A 22,099-nucleotide genomic window follows, 5' to 3' on the forward strand; every position below is an offset into this window, starting at 1 on the left:
ATCGGGCCGCATGTTCGACGCTGAAATACCGCTTGCGGCCTGAACCGCAAGACGGTATCTCTCCCACAGGGAGAGGGTGAAAACAAAAGGCAATAAAGGAAACTCATTATGGTCACGCCATATATTTCGATGGCGGGTATCGGCAAATCCTTTGGTCCGGTTCACGCATTAAAGTCCGTTGATTTAACTGTTTACACCCATGAAATACATGCCTTACTGGGTGAGAATGGTGCCGGTAAATCAACGCTGATGAAAGTATTATCGGGCATTCATGACCCGACCAAAGGCACCATCACCATTAATGATGTTAGCTACGACAAACTCGACCATAAGCTGGCGGCACAATTAGGCATCGGCATTATTTATCAGGAACTCAGCGTTATTGATGAATTAACCGTGCTGGAAAATTTATACATTGGCCGTCATCTCACTAAGAAAGTTTGCGGCGTCAATATAATTGACTGGCGCGAAATGCGCGTCCGCGCGGCCATGATGTTATTACGCGTTGGCCTGAAAGTAGATCTTGATGAAAAAGTGGCAAATTTATCTATAAGCCACAAACAAATGCTCGAAATTGCTAAAACTTTAATGCTCAACGCCAGGGTTATTATTATGGATGAGCCCACTTCTTCGCTGACTAATAAAGAGGTTGATTATCTTTTTCTGATAATGAACCAGCTGCGAAAAGAAGGGACCGCCATTGTTTATATTTCGCATAAATTGGCCGAAATTCGCCGAATCTGCGATCGCTATACCGTCATGAAAGACGGCAGCAGCGTCTGTAGCGGGATGGTCAGCGACGTCTCCAATGATGACATCGTCAGACTGATGGTCGGCCGCGAGCTGCAAAATCGCTTTAACGCCATGAAAGAGAGCACCGGCAACATCGAACGGGATACCGTTTTTGAGGTAAAAAACGTCACCAGCCGGGACAAGAAAAAAGTACGCGATATCTCCTTCAACGTGAACCGGGGCGAAATTCTCGGCTTCGCCGGGCTGGTGGGTTCCGGACGTACCGAGCTGATGAACTGTCTGTTCGGTGTCGACAAGCGGGCCAGCGGCGAGAGCCGTCTGAACGGCAAAGAGATATCCCCCCGCTCTCCGCTGGACGCGCTGAAGAAAGGCATGGCCTACATCACCGAGAGTCGCCGGGAGAACGGCTTCTTCGGCAACTTCTCCATCGCCCAGAATATGGCTGTCAGTAAGAGCCTGAAAAAAGGCGGCTATAAAGGGGCGATGGGGCTGTTCAACGAAACAGAAGAGCAGCAGATAGCCGAAGCGCAGCGTGCGCTGCTGGGGCTGAAATGCCACTCCGTAGACCAGAACATCAACGAACTGTCCGGTGGCAACCAGCAAAAAGTGCTGATTTCCAAATGGTTATGTTGTGAACCTGAGGTCATTATTTTCGATGAGCCAACCCGCGGTATCGACGTGGGGGCAAAAGCCGAGATCTACAAAGTGATGCGCCAGCTGGCGGATGACGGAAAAGTCATCCTGATGGTGTCATCTGAGCTTCCTGAAATTATCGCCGTCTGCGACCGCATCGCCGTGTTCTGCGAAGGACGACTGACGCAAATCCTGACCAATCGCGACGATATGAGCGAAGAGGAGATTATGGCATGGGCACTTCCACAAGAGTAAAAGGCGAAATGAGCGAGAAAAAGTCTTTCAACTTCGCGTTGTTCTGGGATAAGTACGGCACCTTCTTTATCCTGGCGATCATCGTTGCCATTTTCGGCAGCCTGTCGCCGCAGTATTTCCTGACCACCAACAACATCACCCAGATTTTTGTCCAGAGCTCGGTGACGGTGCTTATCGGTATGGGTGAGTTCTTCGCCATCCTGATTGCCGGTATCGATCTGTCAGTGGGGGCGATTCTGGCGCTCTCCGGCATGGTTACCGCCAAACTGATGCTGGCCGGTGTGGATCCCTTTTTCGCAGCCGTGATTGGCGGCGTGGTGGTCGGCGGCCTGCTGGGGGCGATTAACGGCTGCCTGGTCAACTGGACAGGGCTGCATCCGTTCATTATCACGCTGGGCACCAACGCCATCTTCCGTGGCATCACGCTGGTTATCTCCGATGCCAACTCGGTGTACGGCTTCTCCTTTGATTTCGTGAACTTCTTTGCCGCAAGCGTGGTGGGTATTCCGGTACCGGTGCTCTTCTCGCTGGCGATCGCCGTGATCCTGTGGTTCCTGACGACCCGTATGCGCCTGGGCCGCAACATCTTTGCCCTCGGCGGTAATAAAAACTCGGCGTTCTACTCCGGTATCGACGTGAAATTCCACGTGCTGGTGGTGTTTATCATCTCCGGTATCTGCGCAGGTCTTGCCGGCGTGGTTTCCACCGCACGCCTTGGGGCGGCAGAGCCGCTGGCCGGGATGGGCTTTGAAACTTACGCCATCGCCAGCGCCATTATCGGCGGCACCAGCTTCTTCGGCGGCAAAGGGCGCATCTTCTCCGTGGTGATTGGCGGGCTGATTATCGGCACCATCAACAACGGGCTGAATATTTTGCAGGTGCAAACCTATTACCAACTGGTGGTGATGGGCGGTTTGATTATCGCCGCCGTTGCCCTGGACCGACTGATCAGTAAATAACCTTTTCGTTAAAAGCCGCAGGCACTCTGCTCTGTCGGTTCGCGCCTCACCAGGGAAAACGCGAACTGACGGGCCTCCTGCTGCCCAAAACCACCAAAGATTCAGGAGTTAACATGAAAATTTCCCCCTCGCTGATGTGTATGGACCTGCTGAAATTTAAAGAACAGATCGAGTTTATCGACACCCATGCAGACTATTTTCACATCGACATCATGGACGGCCACTTTGTGCCAAACCTGACGCTCTCGCCATTCTTCGTCAGCCAGGTGAAAAAGCTGGCCAGCAAACCGCTGGATTGCCATCTGATGGTCACCCGCCCGCAGGACTATATCAGCCAGTTGGCCAGCGCCGGGGCCGACATTATCACCCTGCACCCGGAGACCATTAACGGCCAGGCATTCCGCCTGATCGATGAGATCCGCCGCCTCGGCATGAAAGTCGGTCTGATCCTCAACCCGGAAACCACCGTCGATGCCATGAAGTACTACATTCATAAAGCCGACAAAGTGACGGTGATGACCGTTGATCCAGGCTTTGCCGGGCAACCGTTTATTCCTGAAATGCTGGACAAAATTGCCGAGCTGAAAGCCTGGCGCGAGCGCGAAGGACTAAGCTTTGAGATAGAGATCGACGGCTCCTGTAACAAAGCGACCTACAAGCGGCTGATGGAAGCCGGAGCGGATGTGTTTATCGTCGGCACCTCCGGCCTGTTCAACCACGCGGAACAGATTAGCGATGCCTGGGCCGTGCTGGAAGAGCAGGTCCTGGCGGCTAAAAACGAGGTACGTCCTCATGCACCAACAGCATAATGTGGTGGCAGGCGTGGATATGGGGGCAACCCATATCCGCCTTTGTCTGCAAACAATGGCCGGTGAGATCCTGCACTGCGAGAAACGCCGCACGGCGCAGGCCATTGAAGGCGGCGTGGTTGCCGGGATAACGGGCTGGCTCGAAGCCCTTTTCGAGCAACACAACGCCCGTTGCTACGGGCTGGTGATGGGCTTTCCTGCGCTGGTCGGTAAAGACAAGCGCACCATTATCTCCACGCCGAACCTGCCGCTGACGGCGGAGGCGCTGGTGGGCCTTGCTGAACAACTGGAGTCGGCGCTGGGCTGTCCGGTGGAGTTTTCCCGCGATGTGAACCTGCAGCTGTCGTTTGATGTGCAGGAAAACAGTCTGACGGACAAAGAGGTGCTGGGGGCTTATCTGGGCACCGGAATGGGCTTTGCCATCTGGCTGAACGGCGCTCCCTGGACCGGGGCTCATGGAGTCGCAGGCGAACTGGGCCATATTCCCCAGGGGGATATGCAGCAAAACTGCGGCTGTGGTAATCCCGGCTGTCTGGAGACGGTCTGCTCCGGGCTGGCGTTGCGCCGCTGGTATGAGCAACAGCCCCGCGACTACGAACTGGGGGAGTTGTTTATCCATGCCCTCAACGAACCCTTTGTGCAGACCTTGTTAGACCACGCGGCGCGCGCCATCGCCACCAGCATCAATCTGTTCGACCCGGATGCGGTGATCCTTGGCGGCGGGGTGATGGATATGCCTGCTTTCCCCCGGGAGGCATTGATTGCGGCAACCCGCAGGCATGTTCGCCGTCCGCTGCCCTGGGAAGCCGTGCGATTTCTGTCCGCCTCCTCGTCGTCCTTTAACGGTGCGCAAGGGGCTGCCGCCCTAGCCCGTAGCCGCTTTACGCTGCAATCCGTCGCAGCGCCTGGGCCAGTTGTACACGGGTAAAAGGTTTACGCAGTAGCTCCACGTCCGGCAGCGCAGGATTGTGCCCCGGACGTAAATCCTGACCACTGATCAGCAGCAGAGGCAGATGCGGGTAGTGCTGGCGGGCGAAGTTAATCACTTCGACGCCGCCCAGTTGCCCCGGCAGCATCAGATCGCTTATCAGCATCCCAATCTCCGATGATGCGGCAAGCAGCTGTAACGCCTGTTCCCCACACTCAGCTTCAAGCGTCAGATAACCCAGCTCATGTAGCTGCTCGCACAGGGTGCGGCGGACATCCGCTTCATCTTCGAGCACCAGAATCAGCGTATCTGAGCGAACGCTCTCCTGCGCCACATCCTGTTTTACGACGGTGGCGGCCTGCACCGCCGCGCGGGGAAGCTGCAAACGGACGGTGGTCCCCTGCCCTGGCGCACTTTCGAGCGCCACCCGGCCGCCGGACTGGCGCACAAATCCGTACACCATCGACAGGCCAAGACCACTGCCGCTGCCGGTTTGTTTGGTGGTAAAGAAAGGCTCGAAGACGCGCGCTTTCACCTCCTGCGACATCCCGCAGCCGCTGTCCACCACCTCCAGGGCCACCATATCCTGCCTGCGCCCGTCGGTGCGGGTCACCCGCTGGTTCCAGGTGCGGATCCGGATAACGCCGCTCTGGCCTTCCATCGCATCACGGGCATTCATCACCAGGTTGATAATGGCGTTCTCCAGTTGGCCGACATCAATCCACGCCGGCCAGGCAGGCTGCTGGGCCTCAATCTCCAGAGTGAGCGCCGTCGGCAGTGAATGGCGCATCAGCTCGCTGAGATTCTCCAGCAACGGCTGCATCTCCACCGGATGCGGGTGCAACGCCTGCTTACGGGAAAAAGCCAGTAAACGTTGCGTGAGCAGAGCCCCTCGCTCCGCCGCTTTCAACGCCCGGCTGATGCGGGGAGCGTCCGGCGACGACGGGCTGACCAGCTCCAGGCTGCCAATGATCACCGCCAGCAGATTATTAAAATCGTGGGCCAGACCACCGGTAAGCTGCCCGACGGCTTTCATCTTCTGGCTGTGCACCAGCGCCTCTTCCAGCCCCTTACGCTCGGTTCTGTCCAGCACCACATTGATCATTCCCCGGCCCGGCACCGGGCTGAAGCGTAGTTCGATGGTGCGATTATCCGCCAGCCGCAGCTCCTGTGCTTTGGGCATCAGGCGCGACAGGTTGTCCTGTACGTGATCCGGCAGGCTCCCCATCTGATGCAGCAGGCTCTGATAATGTTGCCCGCGCTGTAAGGCGTCGGCTGCCAGTCCCAGCAGCAACGGGTACTGCGGGTTCCACACCACCAGACAACCGAGATTATCAAACAGGGCAAAACCATCGCGCATGGCGTGAAACGTGGTCTCCAGTTGGGTACTTTTCTCTTTCAGCAGCCTGGAGGTGTGCTCCAGCGAAGCGGTGTTGCGGGCGAAGACGTTAAAAGCGCGCGCCAGTTCGCCCAGCTCATCGCGCCGTTGCAGCGCGGGAACAGACACATCAGATTCCCCGCGAGCCAGTTGGGTCATCGCCCGGGAAATCGCCGTCAGATTGGAGCCAAGATTGCGGTAAATATACCAGCCCGCACAGCCGGTAATGATCAGCGCCAGCAGGGCAAAGGCGCTGATAAAAATGATGATAGAGCGCATCTCGCGGTGGCTCTGGGCGGTACGCTGTTCTGAGGCGTACGCCACCTGCTCAACGTACTGATTAATATCGGTATTGAGGATGGCCACCAGCGCCTTGATATGGAACATCGACCAGTTGATGGCCAGGTCGCTCTCTTCCAACTGGACGGAAAGGGGGCCGAGCTTCGCCAGCTCAGTTTTGAACGCCGGCAAAATAGGGTTCACTACCGGATCCGGGGTGATGTCGGGCAGCGGCGCCATCACCTCTTCCAGTTGCTGTACCGTGGCCTGAGGCGAAGGGGTGCGGATGGCCGCATTCAGCAGGCGATCCATCTCCTTGAGCAAACGAGAGTCGGGTACGATGCCGCCTTTACGCTGATTGATATCCTGGATATGACGCAAATAGCTTTGATTCTGGTACAGAGAGCTGAGCAAGGTGTTGCGTTCGAGGTGGCGACGCTGCCCTCGCTCCAGCATCCGGGTGACGCTTTGCTCCAGTTCATTGCTGCGCAGGGTAATACGCTCGACAAGCTGCGGCTCAAGGCGGGCCAGCGGCGCTCTGGCCAGTTGCTCCAGTGAACGTTGCAGGAGCTGCTGCGTGGCCTGCAGCCGCTCCGCCTCTCCTTTGTACTCCAGCGCCCCCACCACCTGTGACAAACGCACCGCCGCAGTGGCGACATTCGCCGTATCCCGCGCCAGGTTCATGCTGCCGGTCATGTCGTCCAGCGTCTGCTGTTGAACCTGCTCCTGAATCTGGCTGGCATGGCGAAAGCCGAGCACCGCCACGCCGCAGACCATCAGGGTCACGGCCATCACCAGCAGGTTGAAGAACAGTAACCGCCCACGGGCGCTGGCGAAGAACGAATGTTGCCGATAGGGCATAGCGGGCTCCGGTGTCAGTGGTGCGGTCCGGGTGAGGGTGAAGGAAGTTATGTTGCGTAACTGTGATCTTCGTTAACTATTCAACACTATGACAAATATGAACGACCGCTGACATTCTGCGTTTATTTTTGCATGTTGGACTGGCGCAATCGAAACCCTTGCAGGAGATCCGTGATGAGCGAGACGCCAGTGCTGGAGATGCGCGATATCGCCAAAGTGTTCGGCAACTTTTACGCGCTAAAAGGGGTCAGTCTGCGGGTTCAGGCCGGTGAAATCCACGCCTTAATGGGGGAGAACGGCGCCGGGAAAAGCACTTTGATGAAGATCCTCGCCGGGGCCTATACCGCCACCAGCGGCGAGATCCTGATCGACGGTAAACCCTTTCAAATCAAAGGGCCGAAAGACGCCCTGGCGGCGGGCATCACGCTGATTTACCAGGAGATGCAGCTGGCGCCGAATCTGACCGTCGCGGAAAACATCTTTTTGGGCAGTGAAATCTCCCGTGGCGGCCTGGTGCAGCGTCGGGACATGATTGCCCAGGCGCAGACGGTGATTGACCGCCTGGGGGCACAATTTAAAGCCGACGATCGGGTGATGAAACTGACCATTGCCGAGCAGCAGCAGGTCGAAATCGCCCGCGCGCTGCACCGTAACAGCCGTATTCTGGTGATGGATGAGCCGACGGCCGCCCTCTCCTCCCGGGAAACCCAGCGCCTGTTTACGCTTATTATGCGTCTGCGCGATGAAGGGATGGCCATCATCTATATCAGCCATCGCATGGCGGAAGTGTATGAACTTTCCGATCGGGTCAGCGTGCTGCGTGACGGGCAATACGTCGGCAGCCTGACCCGTGACAATCTCAACGCCTCTGAACTGGTGCGCATGATGGTCGGCCGCCCGTTAAGCGATCTGTTTAACAAAGAGCGGGATATTCCCAAAGGCAACCTGCGCCTCAATATTCATCACCTTACCGATGGGCAAAAAATTCAGCCCGTGAGTTTGCAGGTGCGGGCCGGGGAGATTGTGGGCCTCGCCGGACTGGTTGGCGCCGGGCGTTCGGAACTGGCGCAGTTGATTTTTGGCGTGCGCAAAGCCACCGGCGGAGTGATCGAAGTCGATGGCGAGCCGGTGGTAATCCACTCCCCACGTACTGCGATTGATTTAGGCATCGGCTTTCTCACCGAAAACCGCAAAGAGCAAGGGTTGTTTCTGGAGCTTGCGGCCCAGGAAAACATCACCATGGCGACCCTTGAGCGGGACGCCAGCTACGGCCTGCTCGACCGTAAAAAAGCGCAAACCATCTCCGACGATGCCATCAGGCTGCTTAATATCCGCGTCCCCCACTCCCAGGTACGGGCTGGCGGCCTGTCAGGCGGCAATCAACAAAAACTGCTGATCTCCCGCTGGGTCGCTATCGGACCACGCATCCTGATCCTTGATGAACCAACGCGCGGCGTCGACGTCGGGGCCAAAAGCGAGATCTACCGCATCATGAACCAGATGGCGCGCCAGGGCGTCGCCATTCTGATGATTTCCAGTGAACTCCCCGAGGTGGTCGGAATGAGCGACCGCGTGTACGTCATGCACGAAGGCAGTATTGCCGGTGAACTGGAAGGTACCCACATCACCCAGGAAAACATTATGCGACTGGCAACCGGCGTGACCCCATCCCATCAGCAGGCGGTGCACCATGACTGAATCGAAACAGAACCTGACGCCACCGCAGGTGGCGAAATCCGCCTCGGCGAAAAAAATGCTGATGGGCGATCTGATGCAAACGGTCGGTATTTTGCCCATTTTGATCCTGATTGTGGCGATTTTTGGCTTTATTGCGCCGAACTTCTTCACGGAAAGCAACCTGCTGAATATCACCCGCCAGGCCTCCATCAATATCGTGCTGGCGGCGGGAATGACCTTCATCATTCTGACCGGCGGTATCGACCTGTCGGTGGGATCAATTCTTGGCACCACCGCCGTGGCGGCCATGGTGGTATCGCTGATCCCTGAGCTTGCCATGCTCTCAGTGCCCGCCGCGCTGATGCTTGGTCTGGTGCTGGGCTTGTTTAACGGCGCGCTGGTGGCCTTTGCCGGATTGCCGCCCTTTATTGTCACTCTCGGCACCTATACCGCCCTGCGCGGCGCAGCCTATCTGCTGGCGGATGGCACCACGGTGATTAACTCCAGCATCGGCTTTGAGTGGATCGGCAATAACTACCTTGGCCCCGTACCCTGGCTGGTGGTGATTGCGCTGGCGGTGATTGCTGTCTGTTGGTTCATTCTGCGGCGCACCACCCTCGGGGTACACATTTACGCGGTGGGCGGCAACATGCAAGCAGCTCGCCTGACCGGCATCAAAGTGTGGATGGTGCTGCTGTTTGTTTATGGCATGAGCGGCCTGCTCTCTGGTCTTGGCGGCGTGATGAGCGCATCCCGTCTGTACAGCGCCAACGGCAACCTCGGGGCGGGCTATGAGCTGGATGCCATCGCCGCCGTCATCCTCGGGGGAACCAGTTTTGTCGGCGGGATCGGCACCATCACCGGTACCCTGGTCGGCGCGCTCATTATCGCCACACTGAACAATGGCATGACGCTGATGGGCGTTTCCTATTTCTGGCAACTGGTGATCAAAGGGGCGGTGATCATCATTGCAGTGCTGATAGATAAATACCGTACCCGACATCATCAAAGTGCATAACAACAATACCCTACGTGAGGAAAAGACTATGCGTTTGAAGCCACTTGTCACCGCGCTCTGTGCTGGCGCACTGCTTGCTGCAACGCCGTTTGTGCAGGCAAAAGAGTTGAAATCTATCGGGGTAACGGTGGGCGATCTTGCTAACCCGTTCTTCGTGCAAATCACCAAAGGGGCGGAACTGGAAGCCCGTAAACTGGCGGGCGATAACGTCAAGGTCACGCTGGTTTCCAGCGGCTATGACCTGGGTCAGCAGGTGGCGCAAATCGATAACTTTATCGCCGCCAAAGTGGACATGATTATCCTCAACGCTGCGGACTCAAAAGGGATAGGCCCGGCGGTGAAACGTGCGAAAGATGCCGGGATCGTGGTGGTCGCCGTGGACGTCGCAGCAGAAGGGGCCGATGCCACCATTACCTCGGACAACACCCAGGCCGGGGAGATCGCCTGTAAGTACATTACCGATCGCCTGAAAGGTAAAGGCAATGTGGTCATCATCAACGGACCGCCGGTTTCTGCGGTACAGAACCGTGTGGAAGGCTGCCAGACCGAGTTCAAGCGCCACCCGGATATCAAAGTGTTGTCGTATAACCAGAACGCCAAAGGCAGCCGTGAAGGGGGTCTGGAGATCATGACCTCACTGCTGGCAGCTAATCCGAAGATTGACGGCGTGTTCGCAATTAACGATCCAACGGCGATCGGCGCGGATCTGGCAGCCAAACAGGCGCAGCGTAGCGAGTTCTTTATTGTTGGCGTAGACGGTTCACCGGACGGCGAGGAAGCCCTGAAACGGCAGAATTCCCTGTTTGTGGCCACCCCGGCGCAGGACCCGCAGGTGATGGCGGCCAAAGCGGTGGAGATCGGTTACGGCCTCCTGCAAGGCAAAGCTGCACCTACAGCGCCGGTGCTGATCCCGGTGACCATGATCGACAAACAGAACGTCGGTTCCTATAAGGGCTGGACGGTTAAATAAGATTTGTGCGGCCTGAGCCCCTCACCCTAACCCTCTCCTACGGGGAGAGGGAACTCTTTCACCCTCTCCCTTGAGGAAGAGGGCCGGGGTGAGGGGCAATAACACGCACAAATGCCACTGGAGATCGCCATGAAACGCTCCGCAATCAATGAAATTCTCGGCCATACCCGGCAGTTCTTCTCCATGCATGATGTTCATCTTCCGCCGTTCGCCAGCTTTCCCCCCACCAAATGGCGGCAGCTGGACCGCGAAGCCTGGCGCGAGGTTTTCGATCTCAGGCTGGGATGGGACGTGACCGCCTTTGGCAGTGACGATTTCTTCACTCAGGGGCTGACGCTTTTTACCCTGCGCAATGGCTCGCCTAACGGCACGCCTTACCCCAGGTGCTATGCCGAAAAAATCATGCACGTGCGCGACAGACAGGTAACGCCGATGCATTTTCACTGGCGCAAGCGTGAAGACATCATCAATCGCGGCGGCGGCAATCTGATTATCGAACTGTGGAATGCGGGGGCCAAAGAAGAGCTTCTTAACACCGACGTCAGCGTGGTGATTGATGGTTGTCTCCGGACTCACGCCGCTGGCAGCCAGCTACGCCTCTCACCAGGGGAAAGCATCTGTCTGGCGCCGGGCATGTACCACAGTTTCTGGGGCGAAACAGGTTTTGGCGATGTGCTGACTGGCGAAGTTTCGTCGGTCAACGACGACGACCATGACAACCATTTCCTGCACCCGGCGGATCGCTTTACCCACATTCTGGAAGACGAAAGCGCGCAGCTGGTGCTGTGCAATGAATATCGTCTGTTCCTCGACTAAAGGAGATTACGATGTCGCTGATTTCTCTCGCTGAAGGTTTAACCCACGCACGTGAACATCGCTATGCGCTGGGGGCATTTAATGTGCTCGACTCCCACTTCCTGCGCGCCCTCTTTGCCGCCGCAAAGCAAGAACGTTCGCCCTTTATTATCAATATTGCCGAAGTCCATTTTAAGTATGTATCCCTCGATTCGCTGGTTGAAGCGGTGAAGTTTGAGGCTATGCGCAGCGACATTCCGGTGGTACTCAATCTTGACCACGGCCTGCATTTTGAGTCGGTGGTGCGCGCCTTAAGGCTCGGCTTTAGCTCGGTGATGTTCGACGGCTCTACCCTTGAGTACGAAGAGAATATTCGCCAGACACGGGAAGTGGTGAAGATGTGTCATGCGGTCGGCGTGTCGGTGGAAGCCGAGCTGGGGGCGGTGGGCGGCGATGAAGGCGGCGCGCTGTACGGTCATGCGGACGAAGCCTTCTTTACCGATCCGGCGCTTGCCCGTGACTTTGTCGACCGAACCGGCATCGACGCCCTGGCCGTCGCCATTGGCAACGCGCACGGAAAATACAAAGGCGAGCCGAAACTCGATTTCCCCCGTCTGGAGATGATCCGTCAGCAAACGGGCCTGCCGCTGGTGTTACACGGCGGTTCAGGGATCAGCGATGCCGATTTCCGGCGCGCAATTTCCTTAGGCATTCACAAAATCAATTTCTACACCGGCATGTCCCAGGCCGCACTCAACGCCATCGAAGCGCGAATGGCCGACCGCCAGCCTGTTTATGACGAGTTTGCGCAGTTGCTACTCAGCATTGAAGAGGCCATTACCGATACCGTCGCCGGGCAAATGCGCACCTTTGGCAGCGCAGGACAATGCTGATGGAACGAAAGCTGATGGAACTAAAAGGAATTATCGCCGCCGGCAATATGCTCGTCGATCATGTCCATCAAATCGTACAGTGGCCCGAACGCGGCTGGCTGGCGGAGATCACGCAGAGTGAGCGTTCCACCGGCGGCGCACCGCTGAACGTCCTGCTGACGTTGGCGAAAATGCACACCGGGATGCCACTACAGGCGGTCGGCCTGGTGGGTGAAGACAGCGACGGGGACTACATTATGGCGATGCTTGAGCAGTATCACGTCAATCGCCAGCATGTACAGCGCACTCACGTTGCCCCGACCTCCATGTCGCAGGTGATGACCGATCCAAGCGGCCAGCGCACCTTTTTCCATTCGCCGGGGGCCAACCGCCTGCTCGATCTCCCGGCATTTGAGCAGCTCGACGCCAGCATGAAAATCTTCCATCTTGGCTATCTTTTACTGCTCGACAGCCTTGATCTGCCGGATGAGCAATATGGCACCCGCAGCGCCCGTCTGCTGGCGCAGATGCGCGCCCTGGGCTATGAAACCTCCCTCGATCTGGTCTCCCGCAAAGGCGATCCGCGCTATCAGCCGCTGGTCCTGCCCTGCCTGCCCTATCTTGATTATCTGGTGATTAACGAACTGGAAGCGGGCGAGTTTAGCGGTCTGGAAATGCGCACGGCTGACGATGCTCCACATATCGGCAACATTGCCGCCGCTGCCGCCCGGTTGCTGAGTGCCGGGGTTAAACAGCGGGTGGTCATCCACTGCCCGGAAGGCGCATGGGGCGTGCAGACGGGGAGCGAAGGACAATGGGTCGCCTCAGCGATGCTTAAGCAGGAGGAGATTGTTGGCAGCGTCGGCGCCGGGGATGCATTCTGCGCCGGGCTGTTGTACGGCTGTCATGAGCGCTGGTCGTTATCGCAAAGCATTTATCTGGCCCATGCCTGCGCGCGCGCCAGTCTGTTGTGCGCCAATGCCATCGATGGCGCTAAGACGCTGGAGGCGCTGCTTACGGAGTTGCCGGAGGGGTTGTAAACGCCTTATCCAGCCAACAGCACGCCATGGGCGACATCGGCGGCAAAGACATAGCCAAGACCACGGATGGTTTTGATCAACGCAGGCTGGTGGGGAGTGATTTCGATTTTGCGCCGCAGGCGCATGATCAGCACATCGATGGTGCGGTCAAACACCTCGATGCTTTCGCTATGGGTCAGCTCCAGCAACTGCTCGCGGTTAAGCACGCGCCGGGCATTTTGCACCAGCGCCAGCAGCAGGCTGTACTCACCCTGGGTCAGCGCCACCGGCTGCTGTTTTGCATCCATCAGCACACACCGCGCCGGATCAAGATGCCAGCCATTAAAGCTGAAGCCTGGCATTTTCACGGCGGCGGTTTCTGCGGCCAGCACGCCGGTACGCCGCAGCACGGCTTTGACACGGGCCACCAGCACGCGCGCGTTAAAAGGCTTGCCGATGTAGTCGTCAGCGCCCATCTCCAGCCCGACCACCACATCAGATTCGCTGCCAAGACCCGTCAACATAATCACGGGCAGCTCAGGGCGCTGCTTCTGCAATTGTTGCAGGACCAGCAGCCCGTTAATGTCCGGCAGCACCATGTCGAGTAAAACCAGGGCAATCTCCGGATGACTCTCCACTGCCGCAATGGCATCCCGCCCGTTATGGCACCGATGGACGCTAAAAACATGCTCGCTGAGCACATCGTTAAGCAATTCACAGACCGCTATGTCGTCATCCACAACCAGAATCGCAGGTTTCATCGTCCGCTTCCGCCAGCAAAGATTTAATCACTCTGCTCTATTTTATTTGGCGAATTGATAAAGACGGTGAACTCATGCCGTTTTTATAATCACGATCACATCCCCTCGCCCTCGTCACGTCAAATCTGACGACAACATGCCCTTCGTCAGTATTTTGAACAAAAACTCGCCGTAAAATCAGTGAATACCCACAAAAGTTGTATGGCATGGAAGATGCATAATGGGTCTGCTGCGCGCAAGCGCACTCTTTATTAACTGGAGCGATAGCGATGAAAAAAGTCGTCACGGTTTGCCCCTATTGCGCCTCGGGTTGCAAGATAAACCTGGTGGTGGATAACGGCAAAATCGTTCGGGCTGAGGCAGCGCAGGGAAAAACCAACCAGGGCACGCTGTGTCTGAAAGGCTACTATGGCTGGGATTTTATTAACGATACCCAAATTCTGACGCCTCGTCTGAAAACCCCCATGATCCGTCGTGAGCGCGGCGGAAAACTTGAATCCGTCTCCTGGGACGAAGCGCTGGATTACGTTGCCACGCGCCTTAGCGCCGTGAAAGAGAAGTATGGCCCGGACGCGATCCAGACCACCGGCTCTTCACGTGGTACAGGTAACGAAACCAACTACATCATGCAAAAATTCGCGCGCGCCGTTATTGGTACCAATAACGTCGACTGCTGCGCACGTGTCTGACACGGCCCCTCGGTTGCAGGTCTGCACCAATCGGTCGGAAATGGCGCGATGAGTAACGCGATTAACGAAATTGATAACACCGATCTGGTGTTTATCTTTGGCTACAACCCGGCAGATTCTCACCCTATCGTCGCCAATCATGTGATTCGGGCGAAACAGAACGGGGCGAAAATCATCGTCTGCGATCCGCGTAAAATCGAAACCGCGCGCATTGCGGATCTGCATGTGGCGCTGAGAAATGGCTCCAACATTGCGCTGTTGAATGCGCTCGGCCATGTGATTATTGAAGAAAATCTCTACGACCAGGCCTTTGTCGCCTCACGTTCGTCGGGTTTTGACGAGTACAAAAAAATCGTCGAAGGCTATACGCCGGAGTCGGTGGAAGAGATTACGGGCGTAAGTGCGGCTGATATCCGTAAAGCCGCGCGAATGTATGCGGGGGCGAAAAACGCCACCATCCTGTGGGGTATGGGCGTGACCCAGTTCTACCAGGGCGTGGAGACCGTGCGTTCATTAACCAGCCTGGCGATTCTGACCGGGAATCTGGGCAAACCACACGTCGGGGTGAACCCAGTACGTGGTCAGAACAACGTCCAGGGTGCCTGCGATATGGGCGCGCTGCCGGATACTTTCCCTGGCTATCAGTTCGTCAAAGAGCAGGCCAACCGCGACAAGTTCGCCAAAGCCTGGGGGGTGGAAAACCTGCCAGCCCATACCGGCTACCGCATCAGCGAGTTGCCGCACCGTGCGGCGCATGGCGAAGTGCGGGTCGCTTACATTATGGGGGAAGACCCCTTACAGACGGATGCAGAGCTGTCCGCGGTGCGTAAGGCGTTTGAGGACCTGGAACTGGTTATCGTGCAGGATATCTTCATGACCAAAACTGCGGCGGCGGCGGATGTTATTTTGCCATCGACCTCCTGGGGCGAGCATGAAGGTGTCTATACAGCGGCCGACCGAGGCTTCCAGCGCTTCTTTAAAGCGGTGGAGCCGAAATGGGATCTGAAAACGGACTGGCAGATTATCAGTGAAATCGCCACCCGCATGGGTTACCCGATGCACTACAACAACACGCAGGAAATCTGGGACGAATTGCGTCATCTTTGCCCGGAATTCTACGGCGCCACCTACGAGAAAATGGGTGAGCTGGGCTACATCCAGTGGCCGTGTCGTGACGAATCGGATGCCGATCAGGGCACCTCGTATCTGTTTAAAGAGAAGTTCGATACCGATACGGGCCTGGCGAAATTCTTCACCTGCGACTGGGTCGCGCCGATGGATAAACTCAACGATGAGTTCCCAATGGTGCTCTCTACCGTGCGTGAAGTGGGTCACTACTCGTGCCGTTCGATGACCGGTAACTGCGCCGCGCTCTCGGCGCTGGCGGATGAACCAGGCTATGCGCAAATCAACGCCGCCGATGCCGATCGCCTCGGTATCGAAGATGAAGCGCTGGTGTGGGTCAACTCGCGTAAAGGCCGGATTATCACCCGCGCCAAAGTCAGCGAGCGGCCAAACCTCGGCGCGGTGTATATGACCTATCAGTGGTGGATCGGCGCCTGTAATGAGCTGGTGACGGAAAACCTCAGCCCGATAACTAAAACGCCGGAGTACAAGTACTGCGCCGTTAATATCGAACGCATCGCCGATCAGCATGCCGCCGAGCAGTACGTTATCGATGAGTACAATAAGCTGAAAACCCGCCTGCGCGAGAGTGCAATGGGCTAAGAAAGCGGTAATAAACAAAGCGGAGTGCACTGTTCACTCCGCTTTTTTTTACCTGTAAATCAGGGCTGTTCCGTCAGCACATAATGGCTGTCGTCACTGCTGTAGATAAGCGTCAGGCTGGGGTGTTGCCACAGGCTGGCGGGCGTAACGGTTTCCCGATCCCATGGAATAGCGCCCATAAACCAGAAGCGCCAGAATGTCAGCTTTGCCTGCGGATTTTCTGTCAGTAACGTTCTGAAAGATTCAATTTTTCCCACCGGCAGGTTTACCGCCTCTTTGCAGATATCAAAGACAAACTTGGAGCAAAACTGGCGCGAGGAGTGGTAGTCAAAACCCGTGGGATACAGCTTGTTGAGACGGACAGGCACCGCTGCCCTGATGGCCTGTTTCTGCGAACCTGTCAGGCCGCCGTTAATTCGCCGCACGGCATATTGTCTGTCCACCGAGCGGCGGATAAAACGTTCAAGCGTTGTCACCGTGGACAAAGGAATCCGGCTTTCAGCCACCAGATAGTCTTCGCCATTGTGCCCAATGATAATGCCCACATGGTTGCACCAGCAGAGAGACGCCGCCGAAACCTGCCTGAAAAGCGCGGTTCCGGTGTGGGTAAAAACAATATCTCCGGTTTCATATCTGCACGAATATTCCATACGCATCATTCCTTTTCCTTTGCGTGTATCGGGGCTTGCTGGTCACCCTGCTCCGCCCCGCACTTTCCTAAGCTATCCGTTATACTCGTTATATTTCCGCATCTATGACATTTCCGACGCTAAATAGTTTTATTTTTCACGTTCGTCTCATCCATCAGGCGACATTAAGACCGAGCATTCTCTCTATTACCGGTAATATCTGCGTTTCGAAAGCCTGACGGTCAGCGTTCATCTTGTTGCTGTAAAAGCTGTCGGAAACGGCAATATCACCGCTACCGTACTGGCTTTTACGGGTCAGAACATACTGAAAGGTATTCATCTCGCTGACCGTTGAAATCGCGTAGATTTCGTTAAAGCGGCTTAACTCTTTTTCTGCAAGCAAAGGTGATTTTTTTGCCACACGTCCGCTGCTGAGATCAAAGATAATCTGTTGCGCATTTTTATAGCTATAAATGAGCCCGTAAACCGTCAGAGCAATCCCTGGGATAAGCGGCAACGCCATGGACTGCATGGTTCTGTCGTTGAGCTGCGCCCAGATAAAACCCCCGACCAGTAATGCGATACCCGCCGCCAGAAAGATCAACGCACTGCTTACTTTCCATGGGCGATACACCAGGCGGCGTTCGTTTGACTCAATCACTTTTGGGACAGACATTACGCTACGTCCCGGCGGTTAATACCGAGGAAGGCCTCCGTCTCCTCAATCATCGCCTGTGAGGCTTTGCTACCGGGGCCAAACTGTCTTATCGGCATTTTTACCGTCTTACCATCAACATCAAAGACGACATTTAATATGCTGTTACGCATCAGGCCGAAAAAACGATACAGGCGAATCAGCTCCAGACCGGCAAAATGATCGAGCGACTGGACGAAGCGGGGCTTGCCGCTACCGTTCTGAATAGAGAAGGTGCGTTTATCTAAATCAAACACCATTTTGGTCATCAGGGCCATGAACATTAGCCCGGCAACGCCAAGTAAAATAACAAAGATAATAATACCGCGTTGTGAATAATCATTTCGCACCAAAGACCAGACGCCAAGGCCAATAAATATCAGGCCTAAAACTATCTTCATTGCCTTTTGGTTTTTGACGGTATAGCGATGACCTTCGTGCAAATAAAAATCAGACATTCCTGAATTCTCCTTATCATCAGGGCAATATTATTAGTTGATCGGCTACCAACGAAAAATAGTATGCACGTAATTTTTTTTGATGGCGGAAAAAAGATAAAAAAAATCCCCGGCGAGTGCCGGGGATCGATTACCGATATATTTTCAGGCGAATTACAAATCTGCCGTCTTATCGAATTTACCGAGCATTTCACGCTCATAAGCCTGCGCTTTTTTGGCGTCGAAGCGGTGTTCCCACTTGGCAATCACAAGCACGGCCAGCGCATTGCCCACCACGTTCAGGGCGGTACGCGCCATATCGAGGATACGGTCAACACCGGCAATAAATGCCAGGCCTTCCAGCGGGATCCCGACGCTGCCCAGCGTCGCCAGCAGCACCACGAAGGAGACGCCCGGCACCCCGGCGATCCCTTTCGAGGTCACCATCAGCGTCAGTACCAGAATAATTTCCTGCATCAGCGACAGCTCAATACCGTACAGCTGAGCAATAAAGATAGCGGCAATACTCTGGTACAGCGTCGAACCGTCGAGGTTGAAGGAGTAGCCAGTCGGCACCACAAAACTGGTGATAGATGCCGGAGCGCCATAGGCTTCCATCTTCTCGATAATACGCGGCAGTACGCTCTCAGAGCTGGCGGTGGAGTAAGCCAGAATCAGCTCTTCTTTCAAAATACGAATCAACGTCCAGATACTGAGCTTACACAGACGGGCCACAAGACCCAGCACCACCAGGGCGAAGAACAGCACCGCGAAGTAAACCAGGATAACCAGTTTTGCCAGCGGCCACAGGGAAGCAAAACCAAAATTGGCCACCGTGACGGAGATCAGCGCAAACACACCCACCGGCGCATAACGCATCACCATATGGGTGACTTTAAACATGGTTTCGGAAATGGAGCGGAATACGGTTACCAGCGGCTCACGGTGGTTGGCAGGCAGGGAAGAAAGCCCCAGACCAAACAGCACCGAGAAGAAGATAATCGGCAGCATGTCACCTTTGGCCATTGAGGCCACAATGTTGGTCGGCACCAGTGACAGAATCGTCCCCATCAGACCATGAGCATGACTTTGTACTTCTGCCGTAGTGCTCTGATATTTCGAAATATCCACCGTCGCCAGTTGCGACATATCAATGCCCGCTCCCGGCTGGAAGACGTTTGCCAGCGTAATGCCCAGAATAATGGCAACTGTGGTGATCACTTCGAAATAAATGATGGTTTTCGCGCCAATACGCCCCAGTTGTTTCGCATCACCGACCCCTGCAATACCAACAATCAGGGTGGAGATAACAATGGGTACGACAATCATTTTGATTAAGTGAATAAAGATATCTCCGGCCGGAGACAGAAGATTGGCGATCAGCCATTCGCGGCTGTCGCTCTGGTAATGCAAATAGCTACCCAGAAGAATACCCAGCACCAGGGCCAGCAAAATCTGCCAGGCCAGGCTGACTTTAAAAGTTTTCATCTACTACGATCCTCAATAAAGCGACCTTCCCGGTTGGGGAACGACTCATACGGAAAGGGTATGGTTAGCGTCACACGCTCTTGCGGGGTTTTTTAACGCGCATTATCAGTATCATTTGCGGGGTATAGCGCGCAACCCTTTACCAGAAGGGGTATTGACTGATTTTTTACATAAAAATGCATTTTTATGCCAGTTATCATCCATAACCATATGTTATGAATGCATTTTTTTTCAGATTATTTCAGATAATTCAACCCGCTAATTATTTCCTTTCAAAGTTTCATCTGGCTATTTTTTGTACCGCTCTTAATGCGTGATCTGTCGCCCAAATAATAAACAAACCCGCTAAAGACCCCACAATTAACGTTTATGTGACATATCATTAACATCCTACAAGGAGAGCAAAAGCCATGAGCCAAATCCATAAACACGATATTCCCGCAAATATTGCGGCGCGTTGCCTGATTAATCCGGAGCAGTACGAAGCGAAATATCAGCAATCGATCGATGAGCCTGATCGGTTCTGGGGTGAACAGGGTAAAATTCTCGACTGGATTAAGCCTTATCAGAAGGTGAAAAACACCTCCTTCGCGCCAGGTAATATTTCGATTAAATGGTACGAGGACGGCTCGCTGAATCTGGCGGCCAATTGCCTCGATCGTCATCTTGCTGAGCGCGGTGACCAGACGGCGATTATCTGGGAAGGCGACGATGCCAGCCAGAGCAAAACGATCAGCTACCGCGAACTGCATCGCGACGTATGCCGCTTCGCCAATGCGCTGGTCTCCCTCGGCATTAAAAAAGGCGATGTGGTCGCTATCTATATGCCGATGGTGCCGGAAGCCGCGGTCGCCATGCTGGCCTGCGCGCGTATTGGCGCCGTCCACTCGGTTATCTTTGGCGGATTTTCGCCGGAAGCCGTTGCCGGGCGCATCGTCGACTCCAGCTCACGACTGGTGATTACCGCCGATGAAGGGGTGCGCGCCGGTCGCAGCATTCCGCTGAAAAAGAATGTTGATGACGCCCTGAAAAACCCGAATGTCAAAACCGTTGAACACGTGGTGGTACTCAAGCGTACCGGCGGTAAAACTGAGTGGACCGAAGGCCGGGATCTGTGGTGGGACACGCTGATTGCCAGCGCCAGCGACGAGCACCAACCGGTGGAGGTCAATGCCGAAGATCCGCTGTTTATCCTCTATACCTCCGGCTCAACCGGCAAGCCGAAAGGCGTATTGCACACCACCGGCGGTTATCTGGTGTATGCCGCCAGCACCTTTAAATATGTCTTCGATTACCATGACGGCGACGTCTACTGGTGCACTGCGGATGTCGGCTGGGTCACCGGCCATAGCTATCTGCTGTACGGACCACTGGCCTGTGGCGCCATCACTCTGATGTTTGAAGGCGTACCCAACTGGCCAACGCCTGCGCGTATGAGCCAGGTGGTCGATAAGCACAAGGTAAATATTCTCTACACCGCGCCTACGGCAATCCGCGCCCTGATGACTGAAGGCGACAAAGCCATTGAAGGTACCGACCGCTCTTCACTGCGCATTCTGGGATCGGTGGGCGAGCCTATCAACCCGGAAGCCTGGGAGTGGTACTGGAAGAAAATCGGCAACGAAAAATGCCCGGTCATGGACACCTGGTGGCAGACCGAAACGGGTGGCTTTATGATCACCCCGCTACCAGGCGCCACCCAACTGAAAGCCGGTTCGGCTACCCGCCCGTTCTTTGGCGTGCAGCCTGCGCTTGTTGATAACGAAGGCCATCCGCAGGAAGGCGCCACCGAAGGCAACCTGGTGATTGTCGACTCCTGGCCGGGACAGGCGCGCACCCTGTTTGGCGATCACGATCGCTTTGAGCAGACCTACTTCTCCACCTTCAAAAACATGTACTTCAGCGGAGATGGCGCCCGTCGCGATGAAGACGGTTATTACTGGATAACCGGCCGCGTTGACGATGTCCTGAACGTCTCCGGTCACCGACTGGGGACGGCAGAGATAGAATCGGCGCTGGTTTCACACCCTTCCGTTGCGGAAGCCGCCGTGGTGGGGATTCCACACAATATTAAAGGCCAGGCCATTTACGCCTACGTCACCCTCAACCACGGCGAAGAGCCAACGCCTGCGCTCTACACCGAAGTGCGTAACTGGGTACGCAAAGAGATTGGCCCGCTTGCCACCCCGGATATTCTGCACTGGACCGACTCGCTGCCGAAAACCCGCTCCGGCAAGATTATGCGCCGCATCCTGCGCAAAATCGCCGCCGGGGATACCAGCAACTTTGGCGATACCTCAACCCTCGCCGATCCTGGCGTGGTGGAAAAACTGCTCGAAGAGAAGCAGGCCATCACGATGCCATCATGACCTTGTTTTCTCCCTCCCCCGGTGGGAGAGATACCGTCTTGCGGTTCAGGCCGCAAGCGGTATTTCAGCGTCGAACATGCGGCCCGATTTCACTACCC

The 22,099-nt window shown here is 55.6% G+C and carries 18 protein-coding genes; 12 read left to right on the plus strand and 6 right to left on the minus strand.

What is annotated here, in order from left to right; all coding sequences use genetic code 11:
• Nucleotides 1-108 precede the first annotated feature (108 nt).
• From alsA to alsK, 4 genes are all read left to right on the plus strand, one after another.
• Complete coding sequence (gene alsA / locus ACSZO4_RS17055) at nucleotides 109-1,641, plus strand: D-allose ABC transporter ATP-binding protein AlsA (protein ID WP_437890207.1); 1,533 nt, start codon at nucleotides 109-111, stop codon at nucleotides 1,639-1,641.
• A complete protein-coding gene (alsC, locus tag ACSZO4_RS17060; RefSeq protein WP_437890208.1) occupies nucleotides 1,620-2,600 on the plus strand; it encodes a D-allose ABC transporter permease in 981 nt (326 codons plus the stop codon). Before alsA ends, alsC begins: the two co-directional genes overlap by 22 nt.
• A gap of 113 nt (nucleotides 2,601-2,713) precedes the next feature.
• Nucleotides 2,714-3,409 carry a D-allulose 6-phosphate 3-epimerase gene (gene alsE / locus ACSZO4_RS17065; RefSeq protein ID WP_437890209.1) on the plus strand — a complete coding sequence of 232 codons (696 nt, stop codon included), beginning with the start codon at nucleotides 2,714-2,716 and terminating at the stop codon, nucleotides 3,407-3,409.
• Nucleotides 3,393-4,337: an allose kinase gene (gene alsK, locus ACSZO4_RS17070; RefSeq protein WP_437890210.1), complete on the plus strand. Its 945-nt coding sequence runs from the start codon at nucleotides 3,393-3,395 to the stop codon at nucleotides 4,335-4,337. Before alsE ends, alsK begins: the two co-directional genes overlap by 17 nt.
• Here alsK and ACSZO4_RS17075 read toward each other — a convergent pair.
• A complete protein-coding gene (locus tag ACSZO4_RS17075; protein WP_437890211.1) occupies nucleotides 4,291-6,855 on the minus strand; it encodes an ATP-binding protein in 2,565 nt (854 codons plus the stop codon). The genes alsK and ACSZO4_RS17075 overlap by 47 nt on opposite strands.
• Before the next feature lie 174 nt (nucleotides 6,856-7,029).
• Here ACSZO4_RS17075 and ACSZO4_RS17080 point away from each other — a divergent pair, with 174 nt between their 5' ends.
• The 6 genes from ACSZO4_RS17080 (at nucleotide 7,030) to ACSZO4_RS17105 (ending at nucleotide 13,227) form a co-directional block, all read left to right on the plus strand.
• On the plus strand, nucleotides 7,030-8,553 hold the full coding sequence (locus ACSZO4_RS17080; RefSeq protein ID WP_437890212.1) for a sugar ABC transporter ATP-binding protein: 1,524 nt from the start codon (nucleotides 7,030-7,032) through the stop codon (nucleotides 8,551-8,553).
• Nucleotides 8,546-9,550: an ABC transporter permease subunit gene (locus tag ACSZO4_RS17085; RefSeq protein ID WP_437890213.1), complete on the plus strand. Its 1,005-nt coding sequence runs from the start codon at nucleotides 8,546-8,548 to the stop codon at nucleotides 9,548-9,550. Before ACSZO4_RS17080 ends, ACSZO4_RS17085 begins: the two co-directional genes overlap by 8 nt.
• Before the next feature lie 28 nt (nucleotides 9,551-9,578).
• The gene (locus ACSZO4_RS17090; protein ID WP_437890214.1) at nucleotides 9,579-10,520 is read left to right on the plus strand and encodes an ABC transporter substrate-binding protein; all 942 of its coding nucleotides are present in this window, start codon (nucleotides 9,579-9,581) and stop codon (nucleotides 10,518-10,520) included.
• A gap of 129 nt (nucleotides 10,521-10,649) precedes the next feature.
• Nucleotides 10,650-11,336 (plus strand): D-lyxose/D-mannose isomerase, encoded by a 687-nt coding sequence (locus ACSZO4_RS17095; protein ID WP_437890215.1) that lies wholly within the window; start codon nucleotides 10,650-10,652, stop codon nucleotides 11,334-11,336.
• 11 nt (nucleotides 11,337-11,347) lie between these two features.
• A complete protein-coding gene (locus ACSZO4_RS17100) occupies nucleotides 11,348-12,208 on the plus strand; it encodes a ketose 1,6-bisphosphate aldolase (protein ID WP_437890216.1) in 861 nt (286 codons plus the stop codon).
• Nucleotides 12,209-12,219: 11 nt separating this feature from the next.
• The gene (locus tag ACSZO4_RS17105) at nucleotides 12,220-13,227 is read left to right on the plus strand and encodes a carbohydrate kinase family protein (RefSeq protein WP_437890225.1); all 1,008 of its coding nucleotides are present in this window, start codon (nucleotides 12,220-12,222) and stop codon (nucleotides 13,225-13,227) included.
• A gap of 5 nt (nucleotides 13,228-13,232) precedes the next feature.
• On the opposite strand, the gene ACSZO4_RS17110 is transcribed toward ACSZO4_RS17105, so the two are convergent.
• A complete protein-coding gene (locus tag ACSZO4_RS17110) occupies nucleotides 13,233-13,967 on the minus strand; it encodes a response regulator (RefSeq protein ID WP_437890217.1) in 735 nt (244 codons plus the stop codon).
• Between the two features lie 269 nt (nucleotides 13,968-14,236).
• Here ACSZO4_RS17110 and fdhF point away from each other — a divergent pair, with 269 nt between their 5' ends.
• Nucleotides 14,237-16,384: a formate dehydrogenase subunit alpha gene (gene fdhF / locus ACSZO4_RS17115; protein WP_437890218.1), complete on the plus strand. Its 2,148-nt coding sequence runs from the start codon at nucleotides 14,237-14,239 to the stop codon at nucleotides 16,382-16,384.
• Nucleotides 16,385-16,443: 59 nt separating this feature from the next.
• Here the strand turns inward: fdhF and ACSZO4_RS17120 are convergent, their stop codons facing one another.
• From ACSZO4_RS17120 to gltP, 4 genes are all read right to left on the minus strand, one after another.
• Nucleotides 16,444-17,040 (minus strand): YebB family permuted papain-like enzyme, encoded by a 597-nt coding sequence (locus tag ACSZO4_RS17120; RefSeq protein WP_437890226.1) that lies wholly within the window; start codon nucleotides 17,038-17,040, stop codon nucleotides 16,444-16,446.
• Between the two features lie 148 nt (nucleotides 17,041-17,188).
• A complete protein-coding gene (locus tag ACSZO4_RS17125; protein WP_437890219.1) occupies nucleotides 17,189-17,689 on the minus strand; it encodes a hypothetical protein in 501 nt (166 codons plus the stop codon).
• Nucleotides 17,689-18,165, minus strand: a complete 477-nt coding sequence (locus ACSZO4_RS17130; RefSeq protein WP_437890220.1) for a hypothetical protein — start codon at nucleotides 18,163-18,165, stop codon at nucleotides 17,689-17,691. The genes ACSZO4_RS17125 and ACSZO4_RS17130 overlap by 1 nt, the downstream gene beginning before the upstream one ends.
• 153 nt (nucleotides 18,166-18,318) lie before the next feature.
• Entirely contained in the window at nucleotides 18,319-19,632 is a 1,314-nt protein-coding gene (gltP, locus tag ACSZO4_RS17135; protein WP_437890221.1) for a glutamate/aspartate:proton symporter GltP, read from the minus strand.
• 410 nt (nucleotides 19,633-20,042) lie between these two features.
• Here gltP and acs point away from each other — a divergent pair, with 410 nt between their 5' ends.
• The gene (gene acs, locus ACSZO4_RS17140; protein ID WP_437890223.1) at nucleotides 20,043-22,001 is read left to right on the plus strand and encodes an acetate--CoA ligase; all 1,959 of its coding nucleotides are present in this window, start codon (nucleotides 20,043-20,045) and stop codon (nucleotides 21,999-22,001) included.
• Nucleotides 22,002-22,099: the final 98 nt, after the last annotated feature.

The sequence above is a fragment of the Phytobacter sp. V91 genome (assembly GCF_965644225.1).
Lineage (GTDB): Bacteria > Pseudomonadota > Gammaproteobacteria > Enterobacterales > Enterobacteriaceae > CBFFRJ01.

Bases quoted from the DNA above. Each gene is read 5' to 3' on its own strand.
- ACSZO4_RS17090 (WP_437890214.1), top strand. From the start codon at position 9,579: ATGCGTTTGAAGCCACTTGTCACCGCGCTCTGTGCTGGCGCACTGCTT.
- ACSZO4_RS17125 (WP_437890219.1), bottom strand. From the start codon at position 17,689: ATGTCTGTCCCAAAAGTGATTGAGTCAAACGAACGCCGCCTGGTGTAT.
- gltP (WP_437890221.1), bottom strand. From the start codon at position 19,632: ATGAAAACTTTTAAAGTCAGCCTGGCCTGGCAGATTTTGCTGGCCCTG.
- acs (WP_437890223.1), top strand. From the start codon at position 20,043: ATGAGCCAAATCCATAAACACGATATTCCCGCAAATATTGCGGCGCGT.
- ACSZO4_RS17100 (WP_437890216.1), top strand. From the start codon at position 11,348: ATGTCGCTGATTTCTCTCGCTGAAGGTTTAACCCACGCACGTGAACAT.
- ACSZO4_RS17110 (WP_437890217.1), bottom strand. From the start codon at position 13,967: ATGAAACCTGCGATTCTGGTTGTGGATGACGACATAGCGGTCTGTGAA.
- alsC (WP_437890208.1), top strand. From the start codon at position 1,620: ATGGGCACTTCCACAAGAGTAAAAGGCGAAATGAGCGAGAAAAAGTCT.
- ACSZO4_RS17075 (WP_437890211.1), bottom strand. From the start codon at position 6,855: ATGCCCTATCGGCAACATTCGTTCTTCGCCAGCGCCCGTGGGCGGTTA.
- alsA (WP_437890207.1), top strand. From the start codon at position 109: ATGGTCACGCCATATATTTCGATGGCGGGTATCGGCAAATCCTTTGGT.
- ACSZO4_RS17120 (WP_437890226.1), bottom strand. From the start codon at position 17,040: ATGCGTATGGAATATTCGTGCAGATATGAAACCGGAGATATTGTTTTT.
- ACSZO4_RS17080 (WP_437890212.1), top strand. From the start codon at position 7,030: ATGAGCGAGACGCCAGTGCTGGAGATGCGCGATATCGCCAAAGTGTTC.
- ACSZO4_RS17085 (WP_437890213.1), top strand. From the start codon at position 8,546: ATGACTGAATCGAAACAGAACCTGACGCCACCGCAGGTGGCGAAATCC.
- ACSZO4_RS17095 (WP_437890215.1), top strand. From the start codon at position 10,650: ATGAAACGCTCCGCAATCAATGAAATTCTCGGCCATACCCGGCAGTTC.
- alsE (WP_437890209.1), top strand. From the start codon at position 2,714: ATGAAAATTTCCCCCTCGCTGATGTGTATGGACCTGCTGAAATTTAAA.
- ACSZO4_RS17130 (WP_437890220.1), bottom strand. From the start codon at position 18,165: ATGTCTGATTTTTATTTGCACGAAGGTCATCGCTATACCGTCAAAAAC.
- alsK (WP_437890210.1), top strand. From the start codon at position 3,393: ATGCACCAACAGCATAATGTGGTGGCAGGCGTGGATATGGGGGCAACC.